The sequence below is a fragment of the Salinibacillus xinjiangensis genome, assembly GCF_009649735.1.
In the GTDB taxonomy this organism is placed as follows: domain Bacteria; phylum Bacillota; class Bacilli; order Bacillales; family Alkalibacillaceae; genus Salinibacillus; species Salinibacillus xinjiangensis.
Genome location: NZ_WJNH01000007.1, coordinates 145,160 through 170,033, shown reverse-complemented (window position 1 = coordinate 170,033; position 24,874 = coordinate 145,160). Strand labels below are relative to the sequence as shown.

Genomic DNA, 24,874 nt, shown 5'->3' with positions numbered 1-24,874 from the left:
ACAACAAGGATTAAAACTTCATACCAACATGTAATGATGGAAATAGCATTGTATTATTTACTTTCTAATTCTCTTTTATATTGTTCAAATTCTGTTGGTGTACATCTTACCCAATGCCCTGGTTTTACTTCTCTGAATTCAGAATCCTCATCTTGATTATGAATGGATGGATCATATTCAATTCGTCTACGACTACGTTCATAATCTGGATCTGGTAATGGAATAGCAGATAACAGTGACTTCGTATATGGATGGAGCGGATTTTTATAAAGCTCATCACTTTCGGCTAGCTCGACCATATTTCCGAAATACATAACACCAATACGATCACTAATGTATTTGACCATTGATAGATCATGGGCGATAAATAAATACGTTAATCCATACTCTTCCTGTAGCTGTTTCATTAGGTTTACAACCTGTGCCTGGATGGACACATCAAGTGCTGAGATTGGCTCATCTGCAATAATAAATTCAGGCTCAACGGCAAGTGCACGAGCAATTCCAATACGCTGACGTTGTCCACCACTAAATTCATGCGGAAAACGATTAGCATGCTCTTTATTAAGTCCAACTGTTTCTAAAAGCTGTTGAACTCTTTGTTTACGGTCCTTTTCATCCTTAGCAAGGCCGTGTACATCAATACCTTCTGCAATAATATCCATAACATTCATTCGAGGGTTTAAGGATGCATAAGGGTCCTGGAAAATCATTTGCATTTTGCGGTTAAACTTTTTTAACTCTGTCTTTGATTTTACTTTATGAACATCTTCACCATTGAACACTACTTCTCCATCTGTAGCATCATATAGACGAATGATTGTTCTGCCTGTTGTTGACTTACCACAACCAGACTCCCCTACTAAGCCAAATGTTTCCCCTTTATAAATATCAAAGGTAATACCATCTACTGCTTTTACAACACCTTTACGTCCAACCTTGAAATGCTGTTTTAGGTCTTTTACCTCAAGTAACTTTTCTTTTGTTGTCATTATTGTTCACCGTCCTTAGCTACCTCTGGTGTTGAGCCCGTATTAGAGATCCCCTTCAAACGGCGTTTAACAGACTCTGGTGGCTCAACATTTGGTGCATTTTCATGTAGCAACCAAGTAGCAGCATAATGGGTATCCGACACTTTAAACATCGGTGGTTCTAGCTCTTCATCAATTTTTAGAGCATAATCGTTTCTCGGCGCAAATGCGTCACCTTTTGGTGGATCCGTCATGTCAGGTGGTGTACCTGGAATTGCAGTTAATTCATATCCTTCATTATCAAGGGAAGGCATAGAACCTAACAATCCCCAAGTGTACGGATGCTTTGGATTATAGAAAATCTCATCTGCCGTACCTATTTCAACAATTTTACCTGCATACATTACGGCAACGCGGTCAGCCACATTTGCAACAACACCCAAATCATGGGTAATAAAAATAATGGCACTATCTGTTTTCTTTTGAATATCCTTCATAAGCTCAAGTATTTGTGCCTGAATGGTAACGTCCAGTGCAGTAGTCGGTTCATCGGCAATAAGTAATTTCGGGTTACACGCAAGTGCAATCGCAATAACTACACGCTGACGCATACCACCTGAAAATTGATGAGGAAATTGCTTTAACCTTGACTCTGCATCAGGAATACCAACCAGTTCTAATAGTTCAATTGTTCTTTCTCTTGCTTTGTCACGACTCATTTTTTGATGCAAAATAAGTCCTTCCATAATTTGATTCCCAATCTTCATCGTTGGGTTCAAGGATGTCATTGGATCCTGGAAAATCATAGAGATATCTTTACCTCTAATTTTCTGCATATCCTTATCTGACTTTTTAGCTATATCCTCCCCTTCAAAAAGGATTTCGCCTTCCTTAATAAAGCCATGAGGTTTTGGGAGGAGCTGCATTAGTGCTTTCGTTGTGACAGATTTCCCAGAACCTGATTCACCAACAATAGCTAATGTTTCCCCTTTATTTACAGTAAAATTAACACCACGTACAGCCTGCACTTCACCGCCGTAGGTGTTAAATGAGATTTTAAGATTTTTAACATCAAGTAATTTATCCATTATTCACACCTACCTTTTTATTTGTGCATCTTAGGATCAAATGCATCTCGTAGTCCATCACCTAAAATGTTAAAGGCAATCATAATAACTGAGATAAGTATCGCTGGGAATATTAATAGATAAGGATAGAGTCTTAATGAATCAAACCCTGTATTAATTAAGGTTCCTAGCGATGCCTCCGGTGGAACCAAACCAAGTCCAATAAAGCTTAAGAAAGCTTCAAAGAAAATCGCAGTTGGAATCGTAAACATCGTATTAATGATTATAATCCCACTAATATTCGGCATTAAATGCTTGGCTATTATTTTCCGGTTAGGAGATCCTAAGGTTCTTGCTGCTAAGACAAATTCTTGGTTTTTAAGTTTTAACACTTCACCACGAACCATACGAGCCATACCTGTCCAACCTGTTATCGTCAGGGCTATCGTAATCGAAAGTATACCTGGCTGCAGAACGATAATCATCAGAAGTATGACAACAAGGTTTGGAATACCGATGAGAATCTCGATTATACGTTGCATAAAATCATCGACACGTCCGCCATAATAACCTGATATACCACCATATGCTACCCCGATTAACAGGTCAATAGCTGCAGCTAAAAAGGCAATAATTAGGGACACTCTAGTACCCTTCCAAACACGAGTCCACTGGTCACGGCCTAAACCATCCGTACCGAACCAAAAATACGTTTCCTCCATCTGTTTTGCCTCATAAGGATGGTAAGTTGCTTCAATTGTTGCTGAGTTGTTACTACCATCACCTTCACTTACTACGGTAATGTCAATAAAGTCCTCTTGGTTATCGTAACGTTGAATAGCTTTATTTGAAGCATCCTCAACTGTATCTCCTTCAAATTCTCTCGTAAACGTACCTGTAAACCCAGACCAACTAATATTTTCAAGACCAGGCACACGAGCAGGCATTTTTGCTCTGGATAAATCTTGATCATCATATCCGTATTCATTCATACCTGGACCGATAATACTCATCACAATGATGGCAAGTAAGAGAATTAAAGCTAGCATAGCAGGAATATTCTTGAAAAATGTTCTCCTTGCATCCTGCCAAAACGTTCTACTCGGACGGGAAATTTTTTCACTTGTATCTTCTTTTTGTTCTAAAGGAACAAATAAATCCTTTGGTAAATTGTTTTTGTCCATTATTTATCTCCTCCAGTGACTCTGATTCGTGGGTCGATTATTCCATAAAGGAGGTCAATAACTAAAATAATAGCTACGAACAATACAGAGTAGAAAATTGTCGTTCCCATGATTGTAGGATAGTCGTTCACCATAATGGATTTAACAAACTGCTCCCCAATTCCAGGAATCGCAAAAATTTGTTCAATAACAAGTGTTCCCGTCATAAGTCCAACAGCCATAGGTCCAATAATCGTTACTAATGGAATTAAAGCATTTCGTAAACCATGCTTAAATACTACTCCAGCTCCACTAACTCCTTTTGCTCGAGCCGTTGTAATAAAGTCTGAACCCAATACTTCTAGCATTTCGGTTCTAGTAAAACGAGCAGCCGTTGCCATTGGGAAAATCATTAAGGCTATTGTCGGTAATACGGTGTATTCAAAGCCACCATCCCAAAGTGCAACTGGAAACCAACCTAACTGAACGGCAAGTCCATATTGCAAGAGCCCCGCAAACACGAAGGAAGGAATGGATGTTCCTAATACTGCAACAATGGTCGAAGTAAAATCAAGAAAGCCATTATGAAATATTGCCGCAACTAAACCGAGTAAAATTCCAAATATTAGCCCAAAAATCAATGATTGAGCCCCTAAGATGGCTGATGGTCCAATTCGGTCAGAGATAATTTTTGTTACAGGGGTTGAGTCAAACTGATAGGAAGTTCCAAGATCACCTTGTACTAGTCCTGCCATATATTTTACATATTGAACGGGTACTGGGTCATTTAAACCGTACTTTTCTAAAACGATCGCCTGCTGCTCTTCAGACAGTTTATTCTCAGCACTTAACGGACTACCTGGCAACATCTTCATTAGAAAAAACGAAACAGATGCAATGATGAACAGCGTGATCACCATGTACCCAACTCGTTTTAGCAAATAGCGAGTCATTCGTACACCTCCTGAAAATTTTGTCGAATCATAGCGGTAATTGACTGAATGTTCATTATTGTTAGATTTTTGGTTAACAATGGAAAAGAGAGCATATGCCAATAATTTGGTCTATATACTCTCTCTCTCCTATAACTGTAAATCTATTCTATTTGGGTAGAACTTGAATAATCAGTTATATTATTCTGCAGCTACAGCCTTAGCCCACTTATATTCATAAGTAGCACCGAATGGGTTAACGAAATAACCTTCCATCTTAGGTGAAACTAGCTGAGCCATTGCACTTTGGTAAATTGGTGCAATTGCTTGCTCTTCAAATAGAATTTTTTCTGCTTCAAGAAATGCCTCATAGCGCTCTACTGGTTTAGAAGCTAAGTCAGTAGATGCAGATTCTACAAGAGAATCATATTCTTCATTTGAGAAACTCATTTTGTTGTTTCCGCCATCAGTTACCCATAGGCTTAACCAAGTCATTGGGTCTAAGTAGTCAGGACCCCATCCAGCGAACTGGATATCGTAATCTTGGTTAGTATCAAGATCAAGGCGTTGTTCGAATGGAACTTGCTTAAGAGTAATATCTAACCCTTCAAGATTGGTTTCAAGTTGGTTAGCGATGTACTCGTTCATATTCTTAGCAGTTTCACTGTCACCAGCAAGGAATTCAAGCTCAACAGTGTCAGTACCTAGTTCTTCAAGAGCAGTAGCCCAGTATTCTTTAGCTTCTTCAATATTTGTTGGAGATAGGTCTCCGTTAATTTCACGGAAAGTTTCTCCAGTTTCTGGGTGTGTAGTAAAGTCAGATGGTACTAGACCATTTGCAACGATTGAACCGTTGTTAAGAATAGTATCAACTAGCGCTTGCTTATCAAATGCACGAGCGATAGCTTTACGTACATTTACGTTTGCAAGTGGAGTTTCTTCACCATTACGTTCTTGGTTAAACTTCAAGTAGAATACAGAAGTTTCAGGTGTTACTTTGTAATCTTCGTGAGTAGAGTATTCGTCAACTAAGTCAGAAGAAAGACCAGCACGATCTACCTCACCAGTTTCATATAGGTCAACCCCAGTTTGAGGGTCTTTAGATACATCAAATGTTAATTTTTCTAATTGTACAGTTTCAGCATCCCAGTAGTCTTCGTTCTTGTGTAATTCCCAAGAGCTTGCTGTACTATCCCAGTTTTCTAGAGTAAATGGTCCGTTGAATAGAAGGTTTTCTGTGCTTGTAGCATAGTCTTCACCTTTTTCTTCAACGAATTTTTGGTTAAGTGGTAAAAATGTTCCGAAAGTTGTTAAAGACTCGAAATATGGTGTTGGGTTTTCAAGTTCAACTACAAGTGTGTAGTCTCCGTCAGCCTTAACACCTAGCTCTTCAACAGGCTTTTCACCTTCAGATACAGCTGTTGCGTTTTTAATAACCCCATTCATCATGTATGGACCATATTCAGATCCAGTGTCAGGGTTAACAGCACGACGCCAAGCGTAAACGAAGTCATGAGCTGTAACAGGGTCACCATTTGACCAAACAGCGTCTTCGCGTAGTGTAAATGTCCAAGTTAGTTTATCCTCACTAACTTCGTGTTTTGTTGCAATACCTTCAACTGCTTGTTGGTTCTCATCCAAACGATATAGACCTTCCATAGTTGAACCTAGGAATTGGAATGCATATTCGTCAGTTGCCATAGATGAGTCCATTGTTGGAATTGTGTCACCATTAAGTAGGTTAAACACTTGCTCAACTTCCTCAGAGGATTCCTCTGAAGCATTTTCTTCTGGTTCTTCAGTATTTTCTTCTGCATTTTCTTCTGGCTCTTCAGTATCATCTCCGCCAGAACAAGCAGCCAAGAATAAGCTTAGTACTAGACCAAGTACTAAAAGCAGTGACCATTTTGACTTTTTCATGGTTCTAATGACCTCCCCTAAAAATGAAATTTTCTAAATTTTTTTGCAGATAATTTATCTACGCTTAGAATTATACAAGTTTTCTTACAATTTTGCATCAACTTTTTTTAAAAAATTTACAAAAACCTCACTATTATTACGTTTGAATAACAAAAAACAGGACTATTTACCTAGTTTTTATAACCATATTTTTCTTATCTTTTGTGTATAAATTAGCCTACCTGAATAAAAATTTATACAAATCTAGATAATATTGCCTGTCAGATTAATGTCGTATTCATTATTTTGTTTTGGTAAATTCTTCAGTTAATTATCTTCTCAAGGCAATTTTCCTCCTTCCATGATATAATATGAAGGATATTTTGAAGGAAAAAGGTGTTTACTTTGCAATGGATCAAAAATAAATGGTTATTTTTACTCGTCAACATAGGGCTAAGTTTTGTACTCTTTTTTACGTTTGCACCTAATTACAATTTAACTAGCTTCATTAATACAATGTTTTATCTCTCCTTCCCGTATATCTTAATTGCACTTCTTCTATACGTAATCCAAGGTCGTTTTTTTGATGGAGTCACCTTTGGATTTAGAAGATTTCGTGCCAAAATGTCTAAGCATGACCTATTAGATGAATGGAAGGATAAGCCTCTTCCTTCTGAACAAGTAAATAAAAGTGTCTATCATAGCTTCTGGTTTCAAGGGATAGGGCTACTTATCACTGTTTTAGTTTTGCTCATCATCTACTATTTATAAGGTGATTGTTGCATTTTTTATTTTCTTTATATATACTTTAATAAAATTTACTTATCCTTTTATAAAAACGATGAGAAAGCATAAGTACATGGTTACCACTACTTTCTAGAGAGCCTGACTGGTGGAAACAGGCAAGTATGTATTCATGGAATTGGGGCTTTGGAGTTTTGCGTCTATTTTATATAGAAGCAACGCGTTCCAGGCGTTATTGGATTTAGGAGTGATTTCCATTCAATTTGGAAATAATTAGGGTGGTACCGCGGTTCATTCGTCCCTGTTTTTTAGGGATGGATGAACCTTTTTTAATACACGAATAACGAGGTGAAACAATTGAAAACCATTTTTTCAGGAATTCAACCAAGTGGTACATTAACTATCGGAAATTACTTGGGAGCACTTAGACATTTTGTGGATCTCCAAAACGAGTATAACTGTTATTTTTGCATTGTGGATGAGCATGCCGTTACTGTTCCACAAGACCGGTTAGAATTAAGAAAAAACATTCGGTCTCTTGCTGCTCTCTACCTAGCTTCTGGTATTGATCCAGATAAGTCAACATTGTTTATTCAATCAGAAGTTTCAGCCCATACTCAGCTAGGCTGGATATTACAATGCGTTGCATATATCGGCGAGCTGGAAAGAATGACCCAGTTTAAAGATAAATCAGAAGGAAAAGAAGCCGTTTCAGCTGGTTTGTTAACCTATCCACCATTAATGGCTTCCGATATTCTTCTATATAATACGGACGAGGTGCCAGTAGGCGATGACCAAAAACAGCATATTGAGTTAACCCGTGACTTAGCAGAGCGCTTTAATCGTAAATACAATGACATTTTCACCATTCCTGAAGCGCGTATTCCGAAAGTTGGCGCACGGATTATGTCCTTACAAACACCAACGAAAAAAATGAGTAAATCAGATGAAAACCAAAAAGCGACCATCTTTATGCTAGACGACCCTAAAAAAATCGAAAAGAAAATCAAAAGTGCGGTTACGGACTCTGTTGGAACCATTGAATATGATAAAGAAAACCGACCTGGTATCTCTAATTTACTAACCATCTATTCTAGCTTTAGCGGGGAGTCAATTGATGCCATCGTAGAAAAATACGCCGGTAAAGGTTATGGTGACTTCAAACAAGACTTAGCTGAAGTTGTTGTGAATGCTTTAGCTCCAATTCAAGCTCGTTACCAAGAGTTGATTGAATCAGAAGAGTTAGATGAAGTATTAGACCTTGGAGCAGACAAAGCCCAGGCGCAGGCATCTAAAATGCTACGTAAAGCCAAAAAAGCCATGGGACTTGGGAGAGTCCGGAAAAAGTAATGCCATTTATGAGGATTAAACAAGCAATTAAGGCTTGTTTGATCCTTTTTTGTTTTTAGGGGGAAAGGTTTGGAGTGACGGGGGCCATGCCCGAATTTATTCATGTTAGTTTGTATGGAAAACCTGTCGTTTATAACCTTGAATCATGCCAGTAGATGGAATAATCACGTCTGGTGTTTAAATAATCAGGTCAGCTATTTCTCGGTGTTAACTTGATTCTGTCACTATTTCCTCTTTTTCAGTCATTCCTCGCGAGCATCACGTCTATCACCAAGGTATTCCTGTCAGTTTTCTTCCCATTCATGTCTTAGACCTAATAATCATGTCAAACGCCATGGTTCCTTTCACTTGAGCTGATAATCCCGTCACATTCGCTCATAATCAAGTCTACTGCCCACTATCCACAAAAAAACAGCCCATAAGCCATCACCCAGCTTATAGACTGTCATGTTACCAAAACCATTTTTAATAAAACGCTTGATTGGAAGAATTGACTTCCCCGTTTTCCAGCTCCCACAGCTTTTCAAAGAATGGTTGTCCTCTAACCATTTTTCGACATAACTCTTCATGAGTACTGGACCAGCCACACTTTAATGCTTCATATAACTCTTCCCACACTTCATTATAATCCATCTGTTGAATGGAATGATATTTCCCAGGTGCCCATTCTGTTAACCAATACCGTAATTCAGCAATTTGCGATGTTTGTTTCATTTGATCTAGCATCATCATAAGTAGTTGTTTCAGTTGTCTTTCTTTCCTTGTCAACCCTACCATTTCCTCTGGTGGCAAGGATAAAGTATGATATTCTTTATGATATTGCTCAGGTGAGAATGAAAATGACACAGGCTCTAATTTTTCAATCATATCGTAAACTAAACGTTCTTGCCTTGGAATAAGACGACTTTTACGAATAGGTAAGGAATAGCCCATTGTATCAATGGTGACAATTGATTTTCCATCGGTAGCCACAAACGCATATTCCAGTGGGATTCGTTCTTGATTTTTCCTTAAGTATGCACGTTGATGTACAGCATCTAACAATTCCTTAGGCAAATCCTGTAGGTCATTTTCAATGTAATCATATAATGTTTCTGTCACATAAACTAACGGAACTTGGTCTAGGAGTTCAATTCCATCCTCTTTTCTCCATTCATGAAAATGGCACACATTATAACCATTTTCTTCCCCTTCAAACCAGTTTACCCAAACATCATGTAAGTACATCATCCAAGACCCTCGCTTTACTATTTCGTCTTTTCTATTTGTCATTATGGTCTATGTTTGGCATTTTTATTCTACCTATCCAAATCTTTACCGTTCTCTTGCAAAATAAACGGTTAAGACGATGATTACGATCCCAAGAATAAACAAGTAACATTCAGGCCTGTCCTTCACAAAAATTAAATATTGATAAAAGCTGACGCCTACCGGGATGATATTCAAATAGATGATTAAGGAAACTCCGCCCGCAGTTGTCATCCCAAAGCCCAATAGCATTAAAAATATAAACCACATTTTATTATCCTCCAGGCATGTCCCATTTGATTTATTTATATGATAAGAATAAAAAACATATAACCTGGGTAATCTAATAAATTCTCTTTACTAATTGGAAGAATAAAGGTAAATTTATAATTAATGGATTTTTACTTAATTAGGGAGATAAAAGGTGGCCTTATAGATGGTAAATAAACGTGTGGAAAGAAGAACACTCAAGAAACGCAAACGAAAAAAATGGATATTAATAACCGCTCTACTCCTCGTATTGGGCGTAGTTACCTATACGACATATGAATATATAGCAGGTAAAGAAGCTGCTGAAGACCAAGTTGGAAAAAGTGAAACGAACAGTAAATATGAAGACGAGTTTCAGGGTGTGGATGATGATTTAGGAAAAACCAATGTCTTATTATTAGGTGTTGATTCTCGTGGTGAAGAAAACTCGAGAACTGATACGATTATGATAGGGCAGTATGATCCTGATAAGGAAACAGCTAAACTAGTCTCGATTATGCGCGATAGCTACGTGAATATTCCCGGACATGGCTACAACAAAATCAATCACGCATTTTTTCTTGGAGGACCAGAATTATTACGACAAACCATCCAACAAAACTTTGGCATTAATGTAGAATATTACGCCATCATTGATTTCAACGGTTTCACCCAGGTAGTAGATACAGTTGCACCAGAAGGAGTAGAAATCGAAGTAGAAAAATACATGTCCCACAACATTGACGTAGAATTACAGCCAGGTGTCCAAAGACTTAACGGGAAAGAATTACTCGGGTATGCACGTTTTCGACATGATAGAGATGGAGATTTTGCCCGTGTGGAAAGACAACAAAAGGTTATAAAACTGCTGAAGGATGAAATGATCTCCTTTGCTGGGCTCTTCAAGTTGCCCCGTGTTGTCGGTACGTTGGAGCCTTACATTGATACAAATATGAAAACTGGAACCATCTTATCACTAGGAAAAGACTTTCTCTTAAATCCAGTTGATAACATCGAAACGCTTCGAATTCCTATTCGCGAAACCGCATGGGATTCCACATATAGTCATGCTGGTGATGTATTAGAATTTAATGAGGCAGAAAATCGAGCAGAAATAAAATCATTTTTGAATGTGGAATAAATCGGCGCCATGCGTCGATTTATTTTTTTTGTAAGCGTTGTTGCTCTTATCGTTCTGATGAATATTAAATGCATACCGTTCCGGCAGAATACTTCGCTTTCCATGGGCACGGCCTCAGTCTCCTCGGAAGCAAAGACCGCTTCCTGCGGGGCCTTCACCACGCTTCCTCCCATAGGAGTCTCCGTATTCTGCCTCCACTATTGGAGTGTTCTGATGAATGCAACGTTAAAAAGTTTTTGATAAACAAAAGTTCACCTCTAAAATAATCAAATGAGGCACTGTTTTAGCGGAGGAAATACACGGAGACTCCTGTGGGAGCAAAGAGACAAGTGAGACCCCGCAACGCAGTGAGGAGGCTCACCGCTCGCCCGCGGCAAAGAAGACACTATGAAAACGACCAAAGGGAGTTTGAGTAGATGTCGCACTTGTGCCCTTGGGTGAAAGCGAAGTGTATTTCCGGAGCGATGGTTGTGCACTCATCATATTTAATATTGGGAAACGAATCATGCTAATGTTATATCGCATTTTATATCTTTTCAGTCAAAAACAACACTCACTTGAAAAAGTCATTTGCAAAAAACAAGCCCTTTACCACTGCACAACGCAGTAGCAAAGGGCTCCTCACTTTCTATTTAACCATTAAATTTCTTAAATACTAACGAAACATTATGTCCACCAAAGCCTAAAGAGTTACTCATGACAACATCTATGTCTTTCTTAACTGCTTCATTCGGAACATAATTCAAATCACAATCAGGGTCCTCTGTTTCATAATTAATTGTAGGCGGTAGAATGCCATCTGTCATCGATTTAATTGAAATAATGGATTCTACAGCACCTGCTGAACCTAACAAATGGCCTGTCATGGACTTTGTGGAACTAACCGCTAAATCATAGGCATGATCACCAAATACAGTTTTTATTGCTTGGGTCTCAAATTTATCATTTAGCTCGGTACTCGTACCATGAGCATTAATGTATTGAACATTCTGGCTTTCAACTCCGCCATCCTCAATGGCTTGTTGCATAGCTCTTGCAGCTCCTTCGCCTTCTGGAGCTGGTGCGGTGATATGATGAGCATCTCCTGTTGAGCCATATCCAACAATTTCAGCATAGATATGAGCCCCACGCTCCTGTGCAGACTCCAGCGTTTCTAATAGAAGAATTCCTGCTCCCTCTCCCATTACAAAGCCGTTTCGATTTAAATCAAATGGACGACTAGCCTTTTTCGGATCCTCTGTTGTACTCAATGCTTTTGCCGTTGAAAAACCAGCAAAGGCCATATTGGTAATTGGGGCTTCAGCACCGCCTGTAATCATGTAATCTGCATCTCCGCGCTGAATAGCTTTAAACGCATCACCAATAGAGTTTGCTCCTGAGGCACATGCAGTCACGGTACAAGAGTTAATCCCTTTTGCTCCAAGAATAATGGAAACCTGACCTGCTGCCATATCCGGAATCATCATTGGAACAAAAAATGGACTTACACGACGATAGCCTTTATCAATAAACTTACGGAATTGTTCTTCATACGTGGACATTCCACCGATTCCTGAGCCAATCCAAACGCCGGTACGGTTTGCATTTTCATCATTAATTTCTAGTCCCGCATCCTTTACAGCCATCACTGATGCTGCAACAGCATATTGAGTAAACAAATCCATCCGTTTTGCTTCACGTTTTTCCATATATAGAGTCGGATCAAAATCCTTAACCTCTGCAGCTACTTTTGTCGGGAAATCATCTGGGTTTACTTTTGTTACTTCTCCGATGCCAGATTCACCGCTTACGATTTGATCCCACATCGAATCAACATCATTTCCTACTGGTGTTACAGCTCCCATTCCTGTAACAACCACTCGACGATTCACCATGTACTAACACCCTTCCTTCCTATTCATCTACTTCTATATCACTAAAAAATGGTGGGGTCTCTTTCTTCGTGTCTAGCTGCGACTTTACCAACGGATAGCCACAGCACCCCAGGTTAGTCCACCACCAAAGCCGACTAATACGATTAAATCATTCTCCTTAATTTTACCGTTCTTAACATCTTCTGACAAAGCGATTGGAATGGAGGCCGCAGATGTATTGCCGTATTTATGGACTGATTTAGACATCTTGGACTCTTCAATATCAAGTCTTTGCCGTGCTGCTTCCATAATGCGAATGTTAGCTTGATGAGGAATTAAATAATCCACATCCTCCTTTTTCAGGCCAATCTTCTCTACTACATTTACAGCTGACTCACCCATTTGACGGACAGCGAACTTAAAGACCTCGCGACCGTTCATAATTATATATTCGTCTTGATAGAGGTGTTCTCCTCCACTACCGTCTGAACCGAGCTCAAAGGATAGGATTCCTTTACCATCCTCTACCTCTCCGACAACTGCAGAACCTGCACCATCACCGAATAAAACACATGTGTTACGATCGTCCCAATCTGTAATTTTAGACAGCTTTTCTACACCGATTACCAATATGTGTTTATATCCGCCTGATTCGATAAACTGCTTTGCTGTTGCTAATCCGTACATAAAACCAGAGCAAGCAGCGCTGATATCCATGGCAGCAGCCTTTTTGGCACCTAGTCTCTCCTGAAGTCTACATGCAACAGACGGAAACGGTTGGTCAGGTGTCACGGTTGCTACAAGGATTAAATCTAAATCTTCACCTGTAATTTCCGCATCCTCTAGGGCTGCGACTGCTGCATTATATGCCATATGCGACGTATCCATGTCATCTCCTGCAATGCGTCTTTCCTCAATTCCGGTACGTGTACGAATCCATTCATCATTAGTATCTACTAGTTTTTCTAAATCGTGGTTTGTCACCACTTTTTCTGGGACAAAATGCCCCACACCTATGATCCCTGCATTCATATGTTCATCCCCTTAAAGGTTTATTATCAAATATTATGACCTGGTATTAATTTTAATGTAAAAAAAACAATATTTCAAGGTTTCTGAAGTCCCATTGTTAAAAAGTAGAGCCTTTGCCTATTGTGAGCAAAAACTCCACTTTTTAGTTTGTTACTTGATTCGGAAGCTTTCCCGTTTCAATATAGTGGTCAACTGCTTCATTAATACGATTTTGAACCGATTCTGGAACTTCATCACTGAATGTTCCCATCGATACCACTCCGTCTTGAAAGTCAAAGCTCATTATTCCTGACGTTAATTTCCCTTTATTAAAGAGCTGGGCTGCTAGCAAATACAACCGATCAACATGTTGAACGGTACTTGTTAAAACAGTGGATTCTCCTAAATCATGAAGATCTGATACGTACCCAATTGAGTATAGCCCGTCCTCTTTTGCTTGCTCAATGATCGGCACACTAAAGCCATCCCCAGCAGGATAGACAATATCGATATTTTTTTCCTCTACCATGGTTTTATACGTCTTAAGCGCCATTTGTTCGTTGTCCCAATGATTAACGGTTCGAATTGTTACATCCACATCAGGATTTTCATATTTTACTCCCTCATAAAAACCATCAATCTCAGGCTGCCATTCAAAAGCACCGACCACCCCTACTTGGTTGGTTTCGGTCATCGAACTTGCCACCATACCAGCAAAAAAGCCCATCGCATTCGCATTAAAATTCAAGCTCGTTAGGTTTTCCCCATATTTATCTCCATTAAAATAAACAAATTGAATTTCAGGGTACTCTTTACGTATAGAAGAAAAATAACGACCATAGGTACTACCATGTCCAAAAATTAACGTGACGCCCTTATTAGCAAAGGATTCAACCGCTTCATTAACGGCAACCTGTGAATTGACACCTTCTTTAAAAAACACATTTGCATCCATTTCCTCTTTGATTTCGAGTAAGCCCATGTATCCCTTTTTGCCCCACGTTTGATCATATATTGTACCTTCTACTAGCATCCCTACATTTTTTACCTCATTAGACTCGATCGAATCCGAACAACCAGTAATAAATAATGTAATGATAAACATTAGCGCTACCGTTTTTCTCACTGCTAGCACTCCTATTCTGTTTCACCTGTAATATCTTTCTTGGCTCTTTGTAGTAAAGTTTACACGTTAAGGCTAAGAATTTAAATGATAATACTCACACTTCCAGTTAGAAATGTGTTCTTGAATCTGTTCAATTGCATCCTGTTTCGAAACGTGGGAGGTAAAGTCAAGCTCCCCTCGACTATACTGATTAGTTAAATAGACAAGATTAGGTTTATTACTCTGCTCAATGAAGCTAAATAACCATGAAACGAAATCATCCATCCAAATATACTCCTCAAGCTCCGTTACCTCATGGAATCTTCCATCGTCCATCCATTTCCCCATTAATGCTGGAGTATAAATCATATATTCATTTTGGATAAGTCCTAGTTCTTCACTATTATTTCGACTACTATTACCTTCTTCCATAATAAAATAAAAATCTCCTCTTATCTTATACCTTTTTAACAATTTTTTTACCTTTGTTGGTTGTTGGTTGAATGCAATGACACTATGTTTTGACTCATCAGATTCAACCTTGCTTATATCCTCATTCCATTCAAAAAGCGCATTACGTCCTATCATACTATATAAAAATTCCTTCCTTGGATGATCCATTTGGTCCAGGCCAATGACCTCTATTCCTTCTGACAAATATTTCTCTACTAAATGAAATCCCATCCAATGAAAACAGTCCATTATCATTACCTTCATTGTTATATTCCCCTTTTTTATTCTGTACATTTTATTTACAATCCCATTCTAAGCGGAATTATTCTTTATTTTTCGAACATGCTTTGGTAAACTAATTACAGAATGAAGACATAATGAGGTGAAACCATGCGTTTTATATTTACATTTATTTGGGGCTTTCTATTAAGCTGCATGATTACGTATGTAATTGGAAATATGGCTGGTATTGAATTTAGCGTTAGTACAGCCATCTTTTTAGGATTTGTCTTTTCCATTTGCGTATCCGTTTTAGGCGATGGTGTACTGAAGGAAGAAAATGCTTAGGAAAAAATAATATTTTACACGATGAAGTGCCAGGTACCTGTTGGATGTCACAAACCGACAAGACCTGGCATTATTACAGTTTGGGCACTAAAACCAAGGAAGTACGCTTAGCGCAGTTAAAGCTGCAAGAGGTAAAACAAGTCTATTAAATCGCCTTCCTGGAAAACCATAAAAGCCGCCATATGGATACTGATAATATCCATACCCGAACGGATAACCCCATTGGCGATAATTCGCCGCTTGGCTGTCTTGATAAAAATCCATCTCTGAGGGCCCAATTGGAATGGCTAAGATGACGTTTTCGGCATCAACATCAACAATAACCCCATCAAATTGATGGCCATCAGACGTCTCTGCTAGTACATATTTATTCATATGTGACTTACACAATGAATAAAAATCTTGGTGATGCGAATGTTTGTGATGCATTTCCTGTATCCCTCCTTCACACCACCAGTTTATTCAATAGGTATGTATCACGTTCCAAGTACATCCTGAATTAAACATTTTTTAGCATTTTGTAGGATTAACAGATTAATGACCGTCTACTATACGTAGAATAATTTTAGGAGGTTCATCCATGAACGATTTGTGGGTTCTTTTACAATATTTATTTTTAGGATTATTTCAAGGGTTTACTGAGCCAATTCCCATATCATCCAGTGGACATTTAGTTCTTGTAAGACAATTTATGGAACTAGATTTAGACATTACCTTTGAAGGCTTTTTAAACTTTGGTTCCTTGATTGCAGTTTTAATCATTTATCGCAAGGATATTATACGATTAACGACAAACAGTTTAAGTTACGTGTTTAAGAAAAATAAAGATGGAGCTAATGATTTTAGGTTTGTTCTATTTTTAATAATTGCCACCATTCCAGCGGGTGTTTTAGGGGTTTTATTAGAGGATTGGATTAGCAAGACATTTAATGAAGGCTTGAGAGCAGTTGGGATTGCCCTGCTCGTAACAGGTATTGCCTTATGGATTATTCGTAATATACGTGGACACAAAGGTGAAGCCGAGGTAACGGCGAAGGATGCGATTATCATTGGACTAGCACAAGCAGTTGCGTTAATGCCAGGGATAAGCCGCTCAGGTGCAACAATTGTTGGTGCTATGCTACTGGGATTAAAACAAGAGACAGCACTGCGATTTTCCTTTCTATTATATATTCCGGTCAGTTTAGGTACGATGATCTTTTCTGTCAAAGATATGGTAGGAGCAGGAACCTTTCAAACACTTTGGATTCCTTTAGTGGTTGGATTAATCGGAGCAATTGTAGCTTCCTACTACGCTCTTCTATGGTTTATGAACATCATGAAAAATGGAAATCTAAAATACTTCGCCTTCTATTGCTTTGCCATATCAGCGATTATCCTTCTGTTTTTAGCTTAAAAAAAGGGATTCTAAGCATTTCAGACTTAGAATCCCTTTTTTTATATTTTTTGTTTTTTTGTTTTTTTTGGTTTTTAATGTGTTCTTGATAGGCTTTTGGCCGTGTACTCGGTAACATCATCGTCGATTTACAAGGTCGCTTAGAGAAAAAATTACTTCACAACACCCACGGTCAAGTTGTCCTGTTATTGTTACGTTTAGCGAAGATGCATGGGGAAGAATTAGAATCAGGCTGGGTACAATTAAATACCCAATTTACCAATCGTGAACTTGCCAATATGATTGGTTCTAGTAGAGAAACAGTCAACCGTACCATTGCAAAGTTAAGAAAGAAGGACATTGTTGAAGTAAGTGAGGATCATTTTATCACACTGGATGTAGAAGGATTAGAAAATGAGTTACTATAAAGCCCTACCATTAATTTAAAAAGGATATCCCAAGGGGACATCCTTTTTCATTTCTACTATTAGTCTGGAATACCAAGTGCGATTTTTGCATATCGAGACATGCGATCTTTAGACCATGGTGGACTCCAAACAATGTTTACTACAGATTCCTTTACTTCAGGAATATCTGAGAGAACACGTTTAACGTCTTGTTCAATATGACCAGCAAGTGGGCAACCCATCGCTGTTAGTGTCATCGTAACTGTTGCTACACCTTCATCATCTAACTCCACACCATATACTAAACCCAAATTCACGATATCAATCCCGAGTTCTGGGTCAATTACATTTTCAAGGGCACCCATTAAATTTTCTTCCAATGCCTTATCCATTTTCCTGTCCCCCCTTAATTGTTTCATCATCAAAGTTCTATAAATAGTATAAAACAAATTAGCACTATTACAAAATGATTTCCATCACAGGCATGTTATAAATATTTAGAAAACCAATTAACTGTCTCTAAAATGGCGTTGCGTGTTACTTTATGGTCCTTCCCTTTCTCACGAATGTAGCGGAAGTCTTCACGATTTTGATACGTCTCTATTGTAGATTCATAAAAACTAAACGACTGTTGAAACGGGACTACCCTATCTTGGTCTCCGTGCCAAAATAGTACTGGTCGTTGTGCAAGCTTATGTACGTGTTTAGAAAGGTCAATGGCTTCGAGCTCTTGAACCTGCTGCTTTAATTCATCCTCCGTAAAGGGCAGCTTGACGCCTGATTGGCGCACCTGTTGAATGGTGTACTCCGCCATTTCCATCGCTTTAGGCGACCCCATTAAAACAGCAGCAACCTTAATCCATGAATACTGTGTTAAAGCCGCACTCGTTGAAATCCCACCCATACTGGTTCCTGCTAATCCGATTCGACCATTTAATAGAAGGTTTTTTTCTTCTATAAATTGTTTTAGCACATCTAGTTCCTTTAAATTTTGTGCAACAATTTTCCAAAATTCAAATTGAATCTCATCCTCCGTTTTTCCATCTGCCCTCTCCCCGTGCAATATACTGTCCGGAAGAAGAACACGGTAGCCCTTTTCTGCCATCAAATAAGCAAAGGGTAAATTATGTTCCTTTGCACTGGTAAATCCATGCGAATAGATTACAGTCGGTAATGGACAATCTTTATTCGCTTTTTGAACAACATGTAAAGTTGGAATGTTATGTATTTTTTCATTCTTGACAATAACCAAGACTTCATCCTTCTTTCCGTTATTTTTCAATAATTTTAATGTATCAAAAATTTAACTCATAACCAAGTAGATTCCTCTTTACACAATCTCATCGTGCATATAAACTAATTATCATACGAGGTGAATACAGAATGAGTAAACATTTAATTGCTTTAGACCTTGACGGAACCTTATTAAGTGATGATAAGGTCATTCGTCAAAAAACAAAACAAACGTTACAGAGGGCTAAAGAAAATGGTCATATTGTTGTGATTGCAACAGGACGCCCACACCGCGCCAGCATAGAATATTACACAGAGTTAGGGCTTGACACACCTATGGTAAACATGAACGGAGCATTAATTCATCATCCGCTTGACAAACGTTGGGATGTCGTCCATTCTCCGATGTCAATTCGGACAGCTCACGCCATTGTAGAAACTTGCTATGACTTTAGTGTACCAAATGTGATGGCTGAAATCCGTGACCATGTATTCTTAGATAAACACGATCAGGAGATTTTGGATATTTTTCAACCCAATCCTAATGAATTTCCTGTCACCATCGGCAGTTTAAAAAACACTCTTAAAGAAGATCCAACCTCCATGTTAATTTCACCAGATAAGGACCATGTGACTCAATTACGAAAGCATCTAGATGACCACCATGCAGAGGTTATTGACCATCGAAAATGGGGAGCACCGTGGCATATCATTGAAATTGTTCGTGCAGGTTTAAGTAAGGCTGTAGGTCTCAAAAAAATCGCTCACTATTATAATATTCCACAGGAACGTATTATTGCATTCGGTGATGAGGATAATGATTTAGAGATGATCGAATATGCTGGAATTGGTGTAGCGATGGGTAATGGCATTCAGGAATTAAAATCAATTGCTAATTACACCACAAAAACAAATGAAGAAGAAGGGATTTCGCTCTTTTTGGAGGACTTTTTAAATACGGTTAAATAGTCAACCCGCTTTTCCACATTATACCGCTAATGAACTTCTCTTACCGGTACAAACTATGCTTGAACACTTCTTAAGGTGTTCAAGCTTTTTTTCTACTAGGGGGATCATGCCTTGAGCAAACGTAGCAAATCCAAGCGTTTTGTTGCAGAGGGAGTAAAGGCAGTCCAAAAACATGATGAGCGTATTCCGTATCACGAAAAATTTGATGATGCGGAACGGAAACGTGAACACGCCGATCACCAAACGTTAGGAGGGGTTTAACGATGGCCAACCAATTTTTCGAGCAGGCCAAGGATGCCGTCAATCGACTAACGAATATGGGACAAATGAATCAGCAGCAAAAACAAAAAGAAGCTCAAGTTGCTCGTAATGTGATTCAATCTGCTTATACAAATTCTTCACCTGAAGAAAAACAGCAGCTACAACAGCTTGAACAACAAATCGACCAACATCTGCAATAGTAAACCCCTTACGTCCGACATGCATCTGTGTATGTCGGACGTTTTTGGTTATTTTTTTAATAATGTTTGCCTTTTATCCTTTATATATCCATTTTTTTATTATTATATCTGAAAAATTTCGTAAAAAAATTGTAAATTCTGTTGTTTCCTGACGTATGATTCTATATAATTAACTTGTTGTTAAAACATCATCAAAAACCTAAGGGGGAGTACAGAAAAATGAAGAAATTTTTAGCTTTTCTTTTTGTCGCTGCAATGGCAGTAGCTCTTGTAGCGTGTGGCGGTTCTGACAGTGAAGAAGGACAAGGAGAAGGCGGAGAAGAGTCTGAGGCTCTTAACCCAGATAAACTTGTTATGGGATTTGTTCCTTCTCAGGATTCAGGTGAAATTGCTGAGACAGCACAACCTTTAGCTGATAAGCTTGGAGAAGTTATTGGTAAAGAGGTTGAAGCCAAAACAATGACTAGTTATAGTGCATTAGTTGAAGCATTAGGTAATGATACGGTTCATATCGGTTTCTTACCTGCATTTGGATATGTATTAGCTGACAGTAAGTATGAAGTAGAAGTATTACTTAAATCTGAACGTAACGGGAGTGCTACATATGTAGCTCAATACCTAGTTCGTGCAGACTCTCCTGTTGAGAGCTTAGATGACTTAGAAGAGCACGCAGGTGACATGATTTGGGCTTATGGTGACGCATCTTCAACTTCTGGTTACCTATTCCCAGCTTCACAGCTTATGTCTAAGTTCGAGTTGGAAAGTACAACAGCACTTCAAGAAGAGTTCTTTGCTGGTACGATGAAATCTGGTGGGCATGACAACAGTGCTGTCGCTGTACTAGAAGGTCAAGCTGATATTGCTACAACCTTTGATGATGTTCGTGACACGATGTTAGAGGATTATCCTAGCATTAAAGAGGATTTAAAAGTAATTGGTACAACTGAAGAAATTCCTAACGATACAGTAACAGTTCCTGCATCTCTTGATGATGAACTAACTAAGGAAATTCAAGACGCATTCCTAAGCTTTAATGACGATGAAGAAATGATCAAAATCATGAACGAAGTATATAACTGGGATGCAATTATCAAAGCGGAAAGCTCTGATTACGATGTTGTTCGCGAAACTTACAACAACCTAGGCGGAGACATTCCACTCGATTAATTTTAAAGCAGGATTACAAATGATTACGAAGAAGTTCTGTTTAGGGAGAAGTGAAATCTTCTCCCTATTTTTTGAGTAAAGAAGGGGAGATTAGCATGATTACATTCAAAGATGTCTCACTTGTATATCCCAATGGTACACAAGGATTAAAAAATATTAATGTAAAAATTAATGAAGGGGAATTTGTAGTTATTGTTGGTTTGTCTGGTGCGGGTAAATCTACCTTTATTCGAAGTATTAACCGAATGGTAACTCCTACCAATGGCGAACTTCTCGTAGATGATGAAGATATCCTGAAAGTAGAAGGAAAGGATTTAAGAAAACTACGTACAAAGGTAGGCATGATCTTTCAGAATTACAACCTTGTCAATCGTTCCAGTGTTATGAAAAACGTAATTAGTGGTCGATTAGGTCATACAGGTACTCTACGTAGTATTTTTAACCTCTATCCTAAAGAAGATAAAATAAAGGCTTATGATAATCTTAGACGTGTAAACATGGAGAGCAAGCTGTATAATCGTGCAGACCAATTAAGTGGTGGTCAGCAACAGAGAGTTAGTATTGCACGCGTACTAACACAGGATCCTTCCATTATTCTAGCGGATGAGCCTGTAGCAAGTCTTGATCCACCAACCTCACACCAAGTGATGACCTATTTACGAAAAGTTAATCAAGAGGATAACATTACGACAATCGTTAACTTGCACTTTATTGATATGGCAATGGAATATGCAGACCGAATTATTGGTATGCGTGATGGTGAAATAGTCTTCGATGGTCCTGTAAGTGAAGTTGAGGAAAAGACATTCGAACAAATCTATAATCGCCCGATTCGCGAGGAAGATTTGAGAGGAAGTGAAGAAGATGCCTCAACAAAATAAGGATTTGGAGAGTAAGGTATATTCTGTTTATCCGAAGAAACTTAAATTTCAAATCTCAATTATTTTTGCTATTGTCGTATTTTGGTATCTTTTTAGTTTACGAGAAACCGATGCAGACTTTATCGGACTAATCTCGGAAATAGATGTCGTATTTTTTAAACTATTAGAAATGTTTCCACCTGACTGGAGCTATATCGAAGCCGCGATTGATCCTTTGATCGAAACCATTCAAATTGCAGTCGTTGCCTCTACATTCTCTATTATTCTATGTATTCCAATGAGTTTACTCTCTGCGAATACCATTGTTAAAAGCAAATTTGTTTATCAACTCTTCCGAAACATCATGAACTTTCTACGTACGATGCCTGATATTTTACTTGCAACGCTTTTCGTTAGTTTGTTCGGTGTTGGGATTGTCCCTGGTATATTAGCATTAACCGTATTCTCTTTAGGTCTATTAGCGAAATTACTAAGTGAAACGATTGAAACCATTGATCCAAGGCAATTAGAAGCTGTCCGTTCTACAGGCGGTAACATTGTACAAGTTATATGGTATGCCGTAGTACCTCAAGTATTGCCGAACTTTATTTCATATGGATTATATGTCTTTGAACTTAATGTGCGTGCTTCCCTAGTCCTCGGATTTGTTGGGGCTGGAGGTATTGGTGCAATTATAGATACGCAATTAAACTTCTTACAATATCAAAAGGTAATGGCTGTATTAGTCGTATTACTTATTGCAGTAATTATTATTGAAACAATTAGTAACGCCTTAAGAAGGAGAGTTGTATGATGGAAAAGAACTTTAATTTACCACCAAAGCCAAATCGTCAAAAGAAGATTGTTCGGAACTCTGCCATCGCTCTCATTCTAGGTGTTATCTATGTTTGGGCTTTTTCAGGTGTGATAGAAAAAGTAGATTGGCGGTTCTTTGATCGAATTGGCGAAAACTTTGATCGCGTTGTTCCAAGACTGGTTGATGTAGACTGGTCAGCTACCAGTAAAGTACTGGAATTAATTCTTGAGACTGTCTTTATTGCCTATGCCGGTACGTTAATCGCAGCTATTTTAGCTATTCCATTTGGATTTTGGGCCGCTGGAAACATGGTCAAGTCTCCTTTTTGGAACACAATGGGAAAATGGTTTTTAATCTTAGACCGTACTTTTCCCGAACTTATTTTAGCGATTCTTTTCGTTATTACGGTTGGGCCTGGTGCCTTCGCCGGCGTGCTAACCATCGGACTTACTGCTTTTGGTATGCTAGGTAAACTCTATGCCGAGGTCATTGAAAGCATTGATATGAAGGTCGTTGAAGCGATGGAAGCAAATGGGGCAAATAAAATTCAGATCTTGTTTTACGGGATTTTTCCACAAGTTTTACCTGAGTTTTTGTCCTTTGCCTTATACCGTTTCGAAATCGATATTCGTGCTTCAACCGTGCTCGGAATCGTTGGAGCCGGTGGTATTGGTACCCTAATCGTTATTACTGCAGCTAACCGTGACTGGGAACAATTAGGGCTTATCATTCTTGCCATTGTCGTCGTCGTTATGGTCATCGATTACATCAGCTCTAAAATTCGTAAACGTTTAGTTTAATCAACTTAGAACCCTGCCCTAAAATTTTTGGCTGGGTTCTTGTTTTTTTTAAGCCCTCCCTCTAACCAAAATTATGATTATTTCCTCTTTACATATCTGAAAATTCAACCTATGATGTTAATAACATTCTTAGAAGAAGGTGAACATTGTGATCATATTAAACAATCAAGATTTTAAGGTACGTAATGATGCTAAAACCGATATTGAGGATCGTGGCTATACATTTGGGGATGGAGTCTATGAAGTCATCCGTGTGTACAACGGCAAGTTTTTTATGCTAGATGAGCATTTACAGCGTCTGCAATTTAGCTTAAATGAGATTGCCATCTCCTATGATGTCGAATCTGAAAAGCTACAAGAACGATTAGAACAATTACTTGAGCAAAACAACGTAGTCGATGGTGCCATTTACCTCCAAATAACAAGAGGTATTGCAGCCCGTAATCATCCATATCCCAAAAAAAGCACACCAGAATTATACGCTTATCCGATACCAGTCTCTCGTCCCCTTGAAGCGCAACAAAATGGCATCGGGATGACTTTAGTACAGGATATGCGCTGGCTAAGATGTGACATTAAAAGCTTAAACTTACTTTGGAACGTTATGGCCAAGCAAAAAGCACACGAGCAAGGGTACAAAGAAGCCCTCTTCTATCGTGACGAAAACCATGTAACAGAAGGTTCATCATCTAACTTTTTCGGCGTGAAGGACGGAAAAGTCATAACCCACCCTGCTAACAACTATATTCTCAACGGTATTACTAGAATCGCTATTTTAAGACTGTGTGAACAACTGCAAATTCCAGTTGAAGAGAGAGAATTAACCTTGGCAGAACTTGAGGAATTAGATGAAGCATTTATAGCTTCTACCACTTCTGAGGTTACACCAGTGGTGAATATAGATGAACATAAGTTTAATGATGGTACAATTGGTGAGGTTACGAAACGGTTGCAGGATGGATTTGAGAAGTTGATTCAATTGTAGGGGTTAAGAAGGCTAGCTGTGTGCTGGCCTTTTTTTCTTGGGGTATT

At 38.5% G+C, this 24,874-nt stretch carries 28 protein-coding genes and 1 other annotated feature; of the genes, 14 read left to right on the top strand and 14 right to left on the bottom strand.

What is annotated here, in order from left to right; genetic code table 11:
* Positions 1-53: 53 nt before the first annotated feature.
* From GH754_RS12145 to GH754_RS12125, 5 genes are all read right to left on the bottom strand, one after another.
* Positions 54-992, bottom strand: coding sequence for an ABC transporter ATP-binding protein (locus GH754_RS12145; RefSeq protein ID WP_153728967.1), 939 nt, complete (start codon positions 990-992; stop codon positions 54-56).
* Positions 992-2,059 (bottom strand): ABC transporter ATP-binding protein, encoded by a 1,068-nt coding sequence (locus GH754_RS12140; protein WP_153728966.1) that lies wholly within the window; start codon positions 2,057-2,059, stop codon positions 992-994. The genes GH754_RS12145 and GH754_RS12140 overlap by 1 nt, the downstream gene beginning before the upstream one ends.
* Before the next feature lie 17 nt (positions 2,060-2,076).
* Positions 2,077-3,222, bottom strand: a complete 1,146-nt coding sequence (gene opp3C / locus GH754_RS12135; RefSeq protein ID WP_153728965.1) for an oligopeptide ABC transporter permease — start codon at positions 3,220-3,222, stop codon at positions 2,077-2,079.
* Positions 3,222-4,154 carry an oligopeptide ABC transporter permease gene (gene opp3b / locus GH754_RS12130; protein WP_153728964.1) on the bottom strand — a complete coding sequence of 311 codons (933 nt, stop codon included), beginning with the start codon at positions 4,152-4,154 and terminating at the stop codon, positions 3,222-3,224. Before opp3b ends, opp3C begins: the two co-directional genes overlap by 1 nt.
* 180 nt (positions 4,155-4,334) lie before the next feature.
* Complete coding sequence (locus GH754_RS12125; protein WP_153728963.1) at positions 4,335-6,053, bottom strand: peptide ABC transporter substrate-binding protein; 1,719 nt, start codon at positions 6,051-6,053, stop codon at positions 4,335-4,337.
* A 384-nt stretch (positions 6,054-6,437) separates the two neighbouring features.
* On the opposite strand from GH754_RS12125, the gene GH754_RS12120 reads away from it, so the two are divergent.
* Together GH754_RS12120 and trpS are read left to right on the top strand one after the other, a co-directional pair.
* The gene (locus GH754_RS12120) at positions 6,438-6,803 is read left to right on the top strand and encodes a DUF3899 domain-containing protein (protein WP_153728962.1); all 366 of its coding nucleotides are present in this window, start codon (positions 6,438-6,440) and stop codon (positions 6,801-6,803) included.
* Positions 6,804-6,864: 61 nt separating this feature from the next.
* Positions 6,865-7,082 (top strand) — a binding site (T-box leader).
* Between the two features lie 51 nt (positions 7,083-7,133).
* On the top strand, positions 7,134-8,126 hold the full coding sequence (trpS, locus tag GH754_RS12115) for a tryptophan--tRNA ligase (RefSeq protein WP_153728961.1): 993 nt from the start codon (positions 7,134-7,136) through the stop codon (positions 8,124-8,126).
* 465 nt (positions 8,127-8,591) lie between these two features.
* On the opposite strand, the gene GH754_RS12110 is transcribed toward trpS, so the two are convergent.
* Together GH754_RS12110 and GH754_RS12105 are read right to left on the bottom strand one after the other, a co-directional pair.
* Positions 8,592-9,356, bottom strand: coding sequence for a YjbA family protein (locus GH754_RS12110; protein ID WP_153728960.1), 765 nt, complete (start codon positions 9,354-9,356; stop codon positions 8,592-8,594).
* An 84-nt stretch (positions 9,357-9,440) separates the two neighbouring features.
* Positions 9,441-9,644, bottom strand: coding sequence for a hypothetical protein (locus tag GH754_RS12105; protein WP_153728959.1), 204 nt, complete (start codon positions 9,642-9,644; stop codon positions 9,441-9,443).
* Between the two features lie 166 nt (positions 9,645-9,810).
* On the opposite strand from GH754_RS12105, the gene GH754_RS12100 reads away from it, so the two are divergent.
* Positions 9,811-10,764, top strand: coding sequence for an LCP family protein (locus GH754_RS12100; RefSeq protein WP_153728958.1), 954 nt, complete (start codon positions 9,811-9,813; stop codon positions 10,762-10,764).
* Between the two features lie 632 nt (positions 10,765-11,396).
* Here the strand turns inward: GH754_RS12100 and fabF are convergent.
* The 4 genes from fabF to GH754_RS12080 form a co-directional block, all read right to left on the bottom strand.
* Positions 11,397-12,638 (bottom strand): beta-ketoacyl-ACP synthase II, encoded by a 1,242-nt coding sequence (fabF, locus tag GH754_RS12095; protein WP_153728957.1) that lies wholly within the window; start codon positions 12,636-12,638, stop codon positions 11,397-11,399.
* Positions 12,639-12,722: 84 nt separating this feature from the next.
* Positions 12,723-13,649, bottom strand: a complete 927-nt coding sequence (locus GH754_RS12090) for a beta-ketoacyl-ACP synthase III (RefSeq protein ID WP_153728956.1) — start codon at positions 13,647-13,649, stop codon at positions 12,723-12,725.
* A gap of 142 nt (positions 13,650-13,791) precedes the next feature.
* Entirely contained in the window at positions 13,792-14,754 is a 963-nt protein-coding gene (locus tag GH754_RS12085) for a BMP family ABC transporter substrate-binding protein (RefSeq protein WP_323741997.1), read from the bottom strand.
* Between the two features lie 72 nt (positions 14,755-14,826).
* On the bottom strand, positions 14,827-15,450 hold the full coding sequence (locus GH754_RS12080) for a hypothetical protein (RefSeq protein ID WP_153728955.1): 624 nt from the start codon (positions 15,448-15,450) through the stop codon (positions 14,827-14,829).
* Between the two features lie 126 nt (positions 15,451-15,576).
* On the opposite strand from GH754_RS12080, the gene GH754_RS12075 reads away from it, so the two are divergent.
* Complete coding sequence (locus GH754_RS12075; protein ID WP_153728954.1) at positions 15,577-15,753, top strand: DUF2929 family protein; 177 nt, start codon at positions 15,577-15,579, stop codon at positions 15,751-15,753.
* An 87-nt stretch (positions 15,754-15,840) separates the two neighbouring features.
* Here the strand turns inward: GH754_RS12075 and GH754_RS12070 are convergent, their stop codons facing one another.
* Positions 15,841-16,182 (bottom strand): hypothetical protein, encoded by a 342-nt coding sequence (locus GH754_RS12070; RefSeq protein WP_153728953.1) that lies wholly within the window; start codon positions 16,180-16,182, stop codon positions 15,841-15,843.
* Between the two features lie 151 nt (positions 16,183-16,333).
* Here GH754_RS12070 and GH754_RS12065 point away from each other — a divergent pair, with 151 nt between their 5' ends.
* Entirely contained in the window at positions 16,334-17,149 is an 816-nt protein-coding gene (locus tag GH754_RS12065; RefSeq protein WP_153728952.1) for an undecaprenyl-diphosphate phosphatase, read from the top strand.
* 188 nt (positions 17,150-17,337) lie between these two features.
* A complete protein-coding gene (locus GH754_RS12060) occupies positions 17,338-17,556 on the top strand; it encodes a helix-turn-helix domain-containing protein (RefSeq protein ID WP_153728951.1) in 219 nt (72 codons plus the stop codon).
* A 59-nt stretch (positions 17,557-17,615) separates the two neighbouring features.
* Here GH754_RS12060 and GH754_RS12055 read toward each other — a convergent pair whose 3' ends face one another.
* The gene (locus tag GH754_RS12055) at positions 17,616-17,927 is read right to left on the bottom strand and encodes a metal-sulfur cluster assembly factor (RefSeq protein WP_153728950.1); all 312 of its coding nucleotides are present in this window, start codon (positions 17,925-17,927) and stop codon (positions 17,616-17,618) included.
* Positions 17,928-18,022: 95 nt separating this feature from the next.
* Complete coding sequence (gene yjfP / locus GH754_RS12050; protein WP_153728949.1) at positions 18,023-18,787, bottom strand: esterase; 765 nt, start codon at positions 18,785-18,787, stop codon at positions 18,023-18,025.
* Positions 18,788-18,918: 131 nt separating this feature from the next.
* Between yjfP and GH754_RS12045 the strand changes: the two genes are divergently transcribed.
* The 8 genes from GH754_RS12045 to dat all read left to right on the top strand — a co-directional run bounded on the left by GH754_RS12045 (position 18,919) and on the right by dat (position 24,827).
* Entirely contained in the window at positions 18,919-19,737 is an 819-nt protein-coding gene (locus GH754_RS12045) for a Cof-type HAD-IIB family hydrolase (RefSeq protein ID WP_153728948.1), read from the top strand.
* Positions 19,738-19,848: 111 nt separating this feature from the next.
* Positions 19,849-19,998, top strand: a complete 150-nt coding sequence (locus GH754_RS19455) for a hypothetical protein (protein WP_194841344.1) — start codon at positions 19,849-19,851, stop codon at positions 19,996-19,998.
* A gap of 2 nt (positions 19,999-20,000) precedes the next feature.
* Entirely contained in the window at positions 20,001-20,198 is a 198-nt protein-coding gene (locus GH754_RS12040; protein ID WP_153728947.1) for a DUF3813 family protein, read from the top strand.
* A 219-nt stretch (positions 20,199-20,417) separates the two neighbouring features.
* Positions 20,418-21,365 carry a phosphate/phosphite/phosphonate ABC transporter substrate-binding protein gene (locus tag GH754_RS12035; RefSeq protein ID WP_153728946.1) on the top strand — a complete coding sequence of 316 codons (948 nt, stop codon included), beginning with the start codon at positions 20,418-20,420 and terminating at the stop codon, positions 21,363-21,365.
* A 95-nt stretch (positions 21,366-21,460) separates the two neighbouring features.
* Positions 21,461-22,246, top strand: coding sequence for a phosphonate ABC transporter ATP-binding protein (phnC, locus tag GH754_RS12030; protein ID WP_153728945.1), 786 nt, complete (start codon positions 21,461-21,463; stop codon positions 22,244-22,246).
* On the top strand, positions 22,230-23,039 hold the full coding sequence (gene phnE, locus GH754_RS12025) for a phosphonate ABC transporter, permease protein PhnE (RefSeq protein WP_153728944.1): 810 nt from the start codon (positions 22,230-22,232) through the stop codon (positions 23,037-23,039). The genes phnC and phnE (GH754_RS12025) overlap by 17 nt, the downstream gene beginning before the upstream one ends.
* Positions 23,036-23,842, top strand: coding sequence for a phosphonate ABC transporter, permease protein PhnE (phnE, locus tag GH754_RS12020; protein WP_153728943.1), 807 nt, complete (start codon positions 23,036-23,038; stop codon positions 23,840-23,842). The genes phnE (GH754_RS12025) and phnE (GH754_RS12020) overlap by 4 nt, the downstream gene beginning before the upstream one ends.
* Positions 23,843-23,990: 148 nt before the next feature.
* On the top strand, positions 23,991-24,827 hold the full coding sequence (gene dat / locus GH754_RS12015; RefSeq protein WP_323741995.1) for a D-amino-acid transaminase: 837 nt from the start codon (positions 23,991-23,993) through the stop codon (positions 24,825-24,827).
* Positions 24,828-24,874 lie beyond the last annotated feature (47 nt).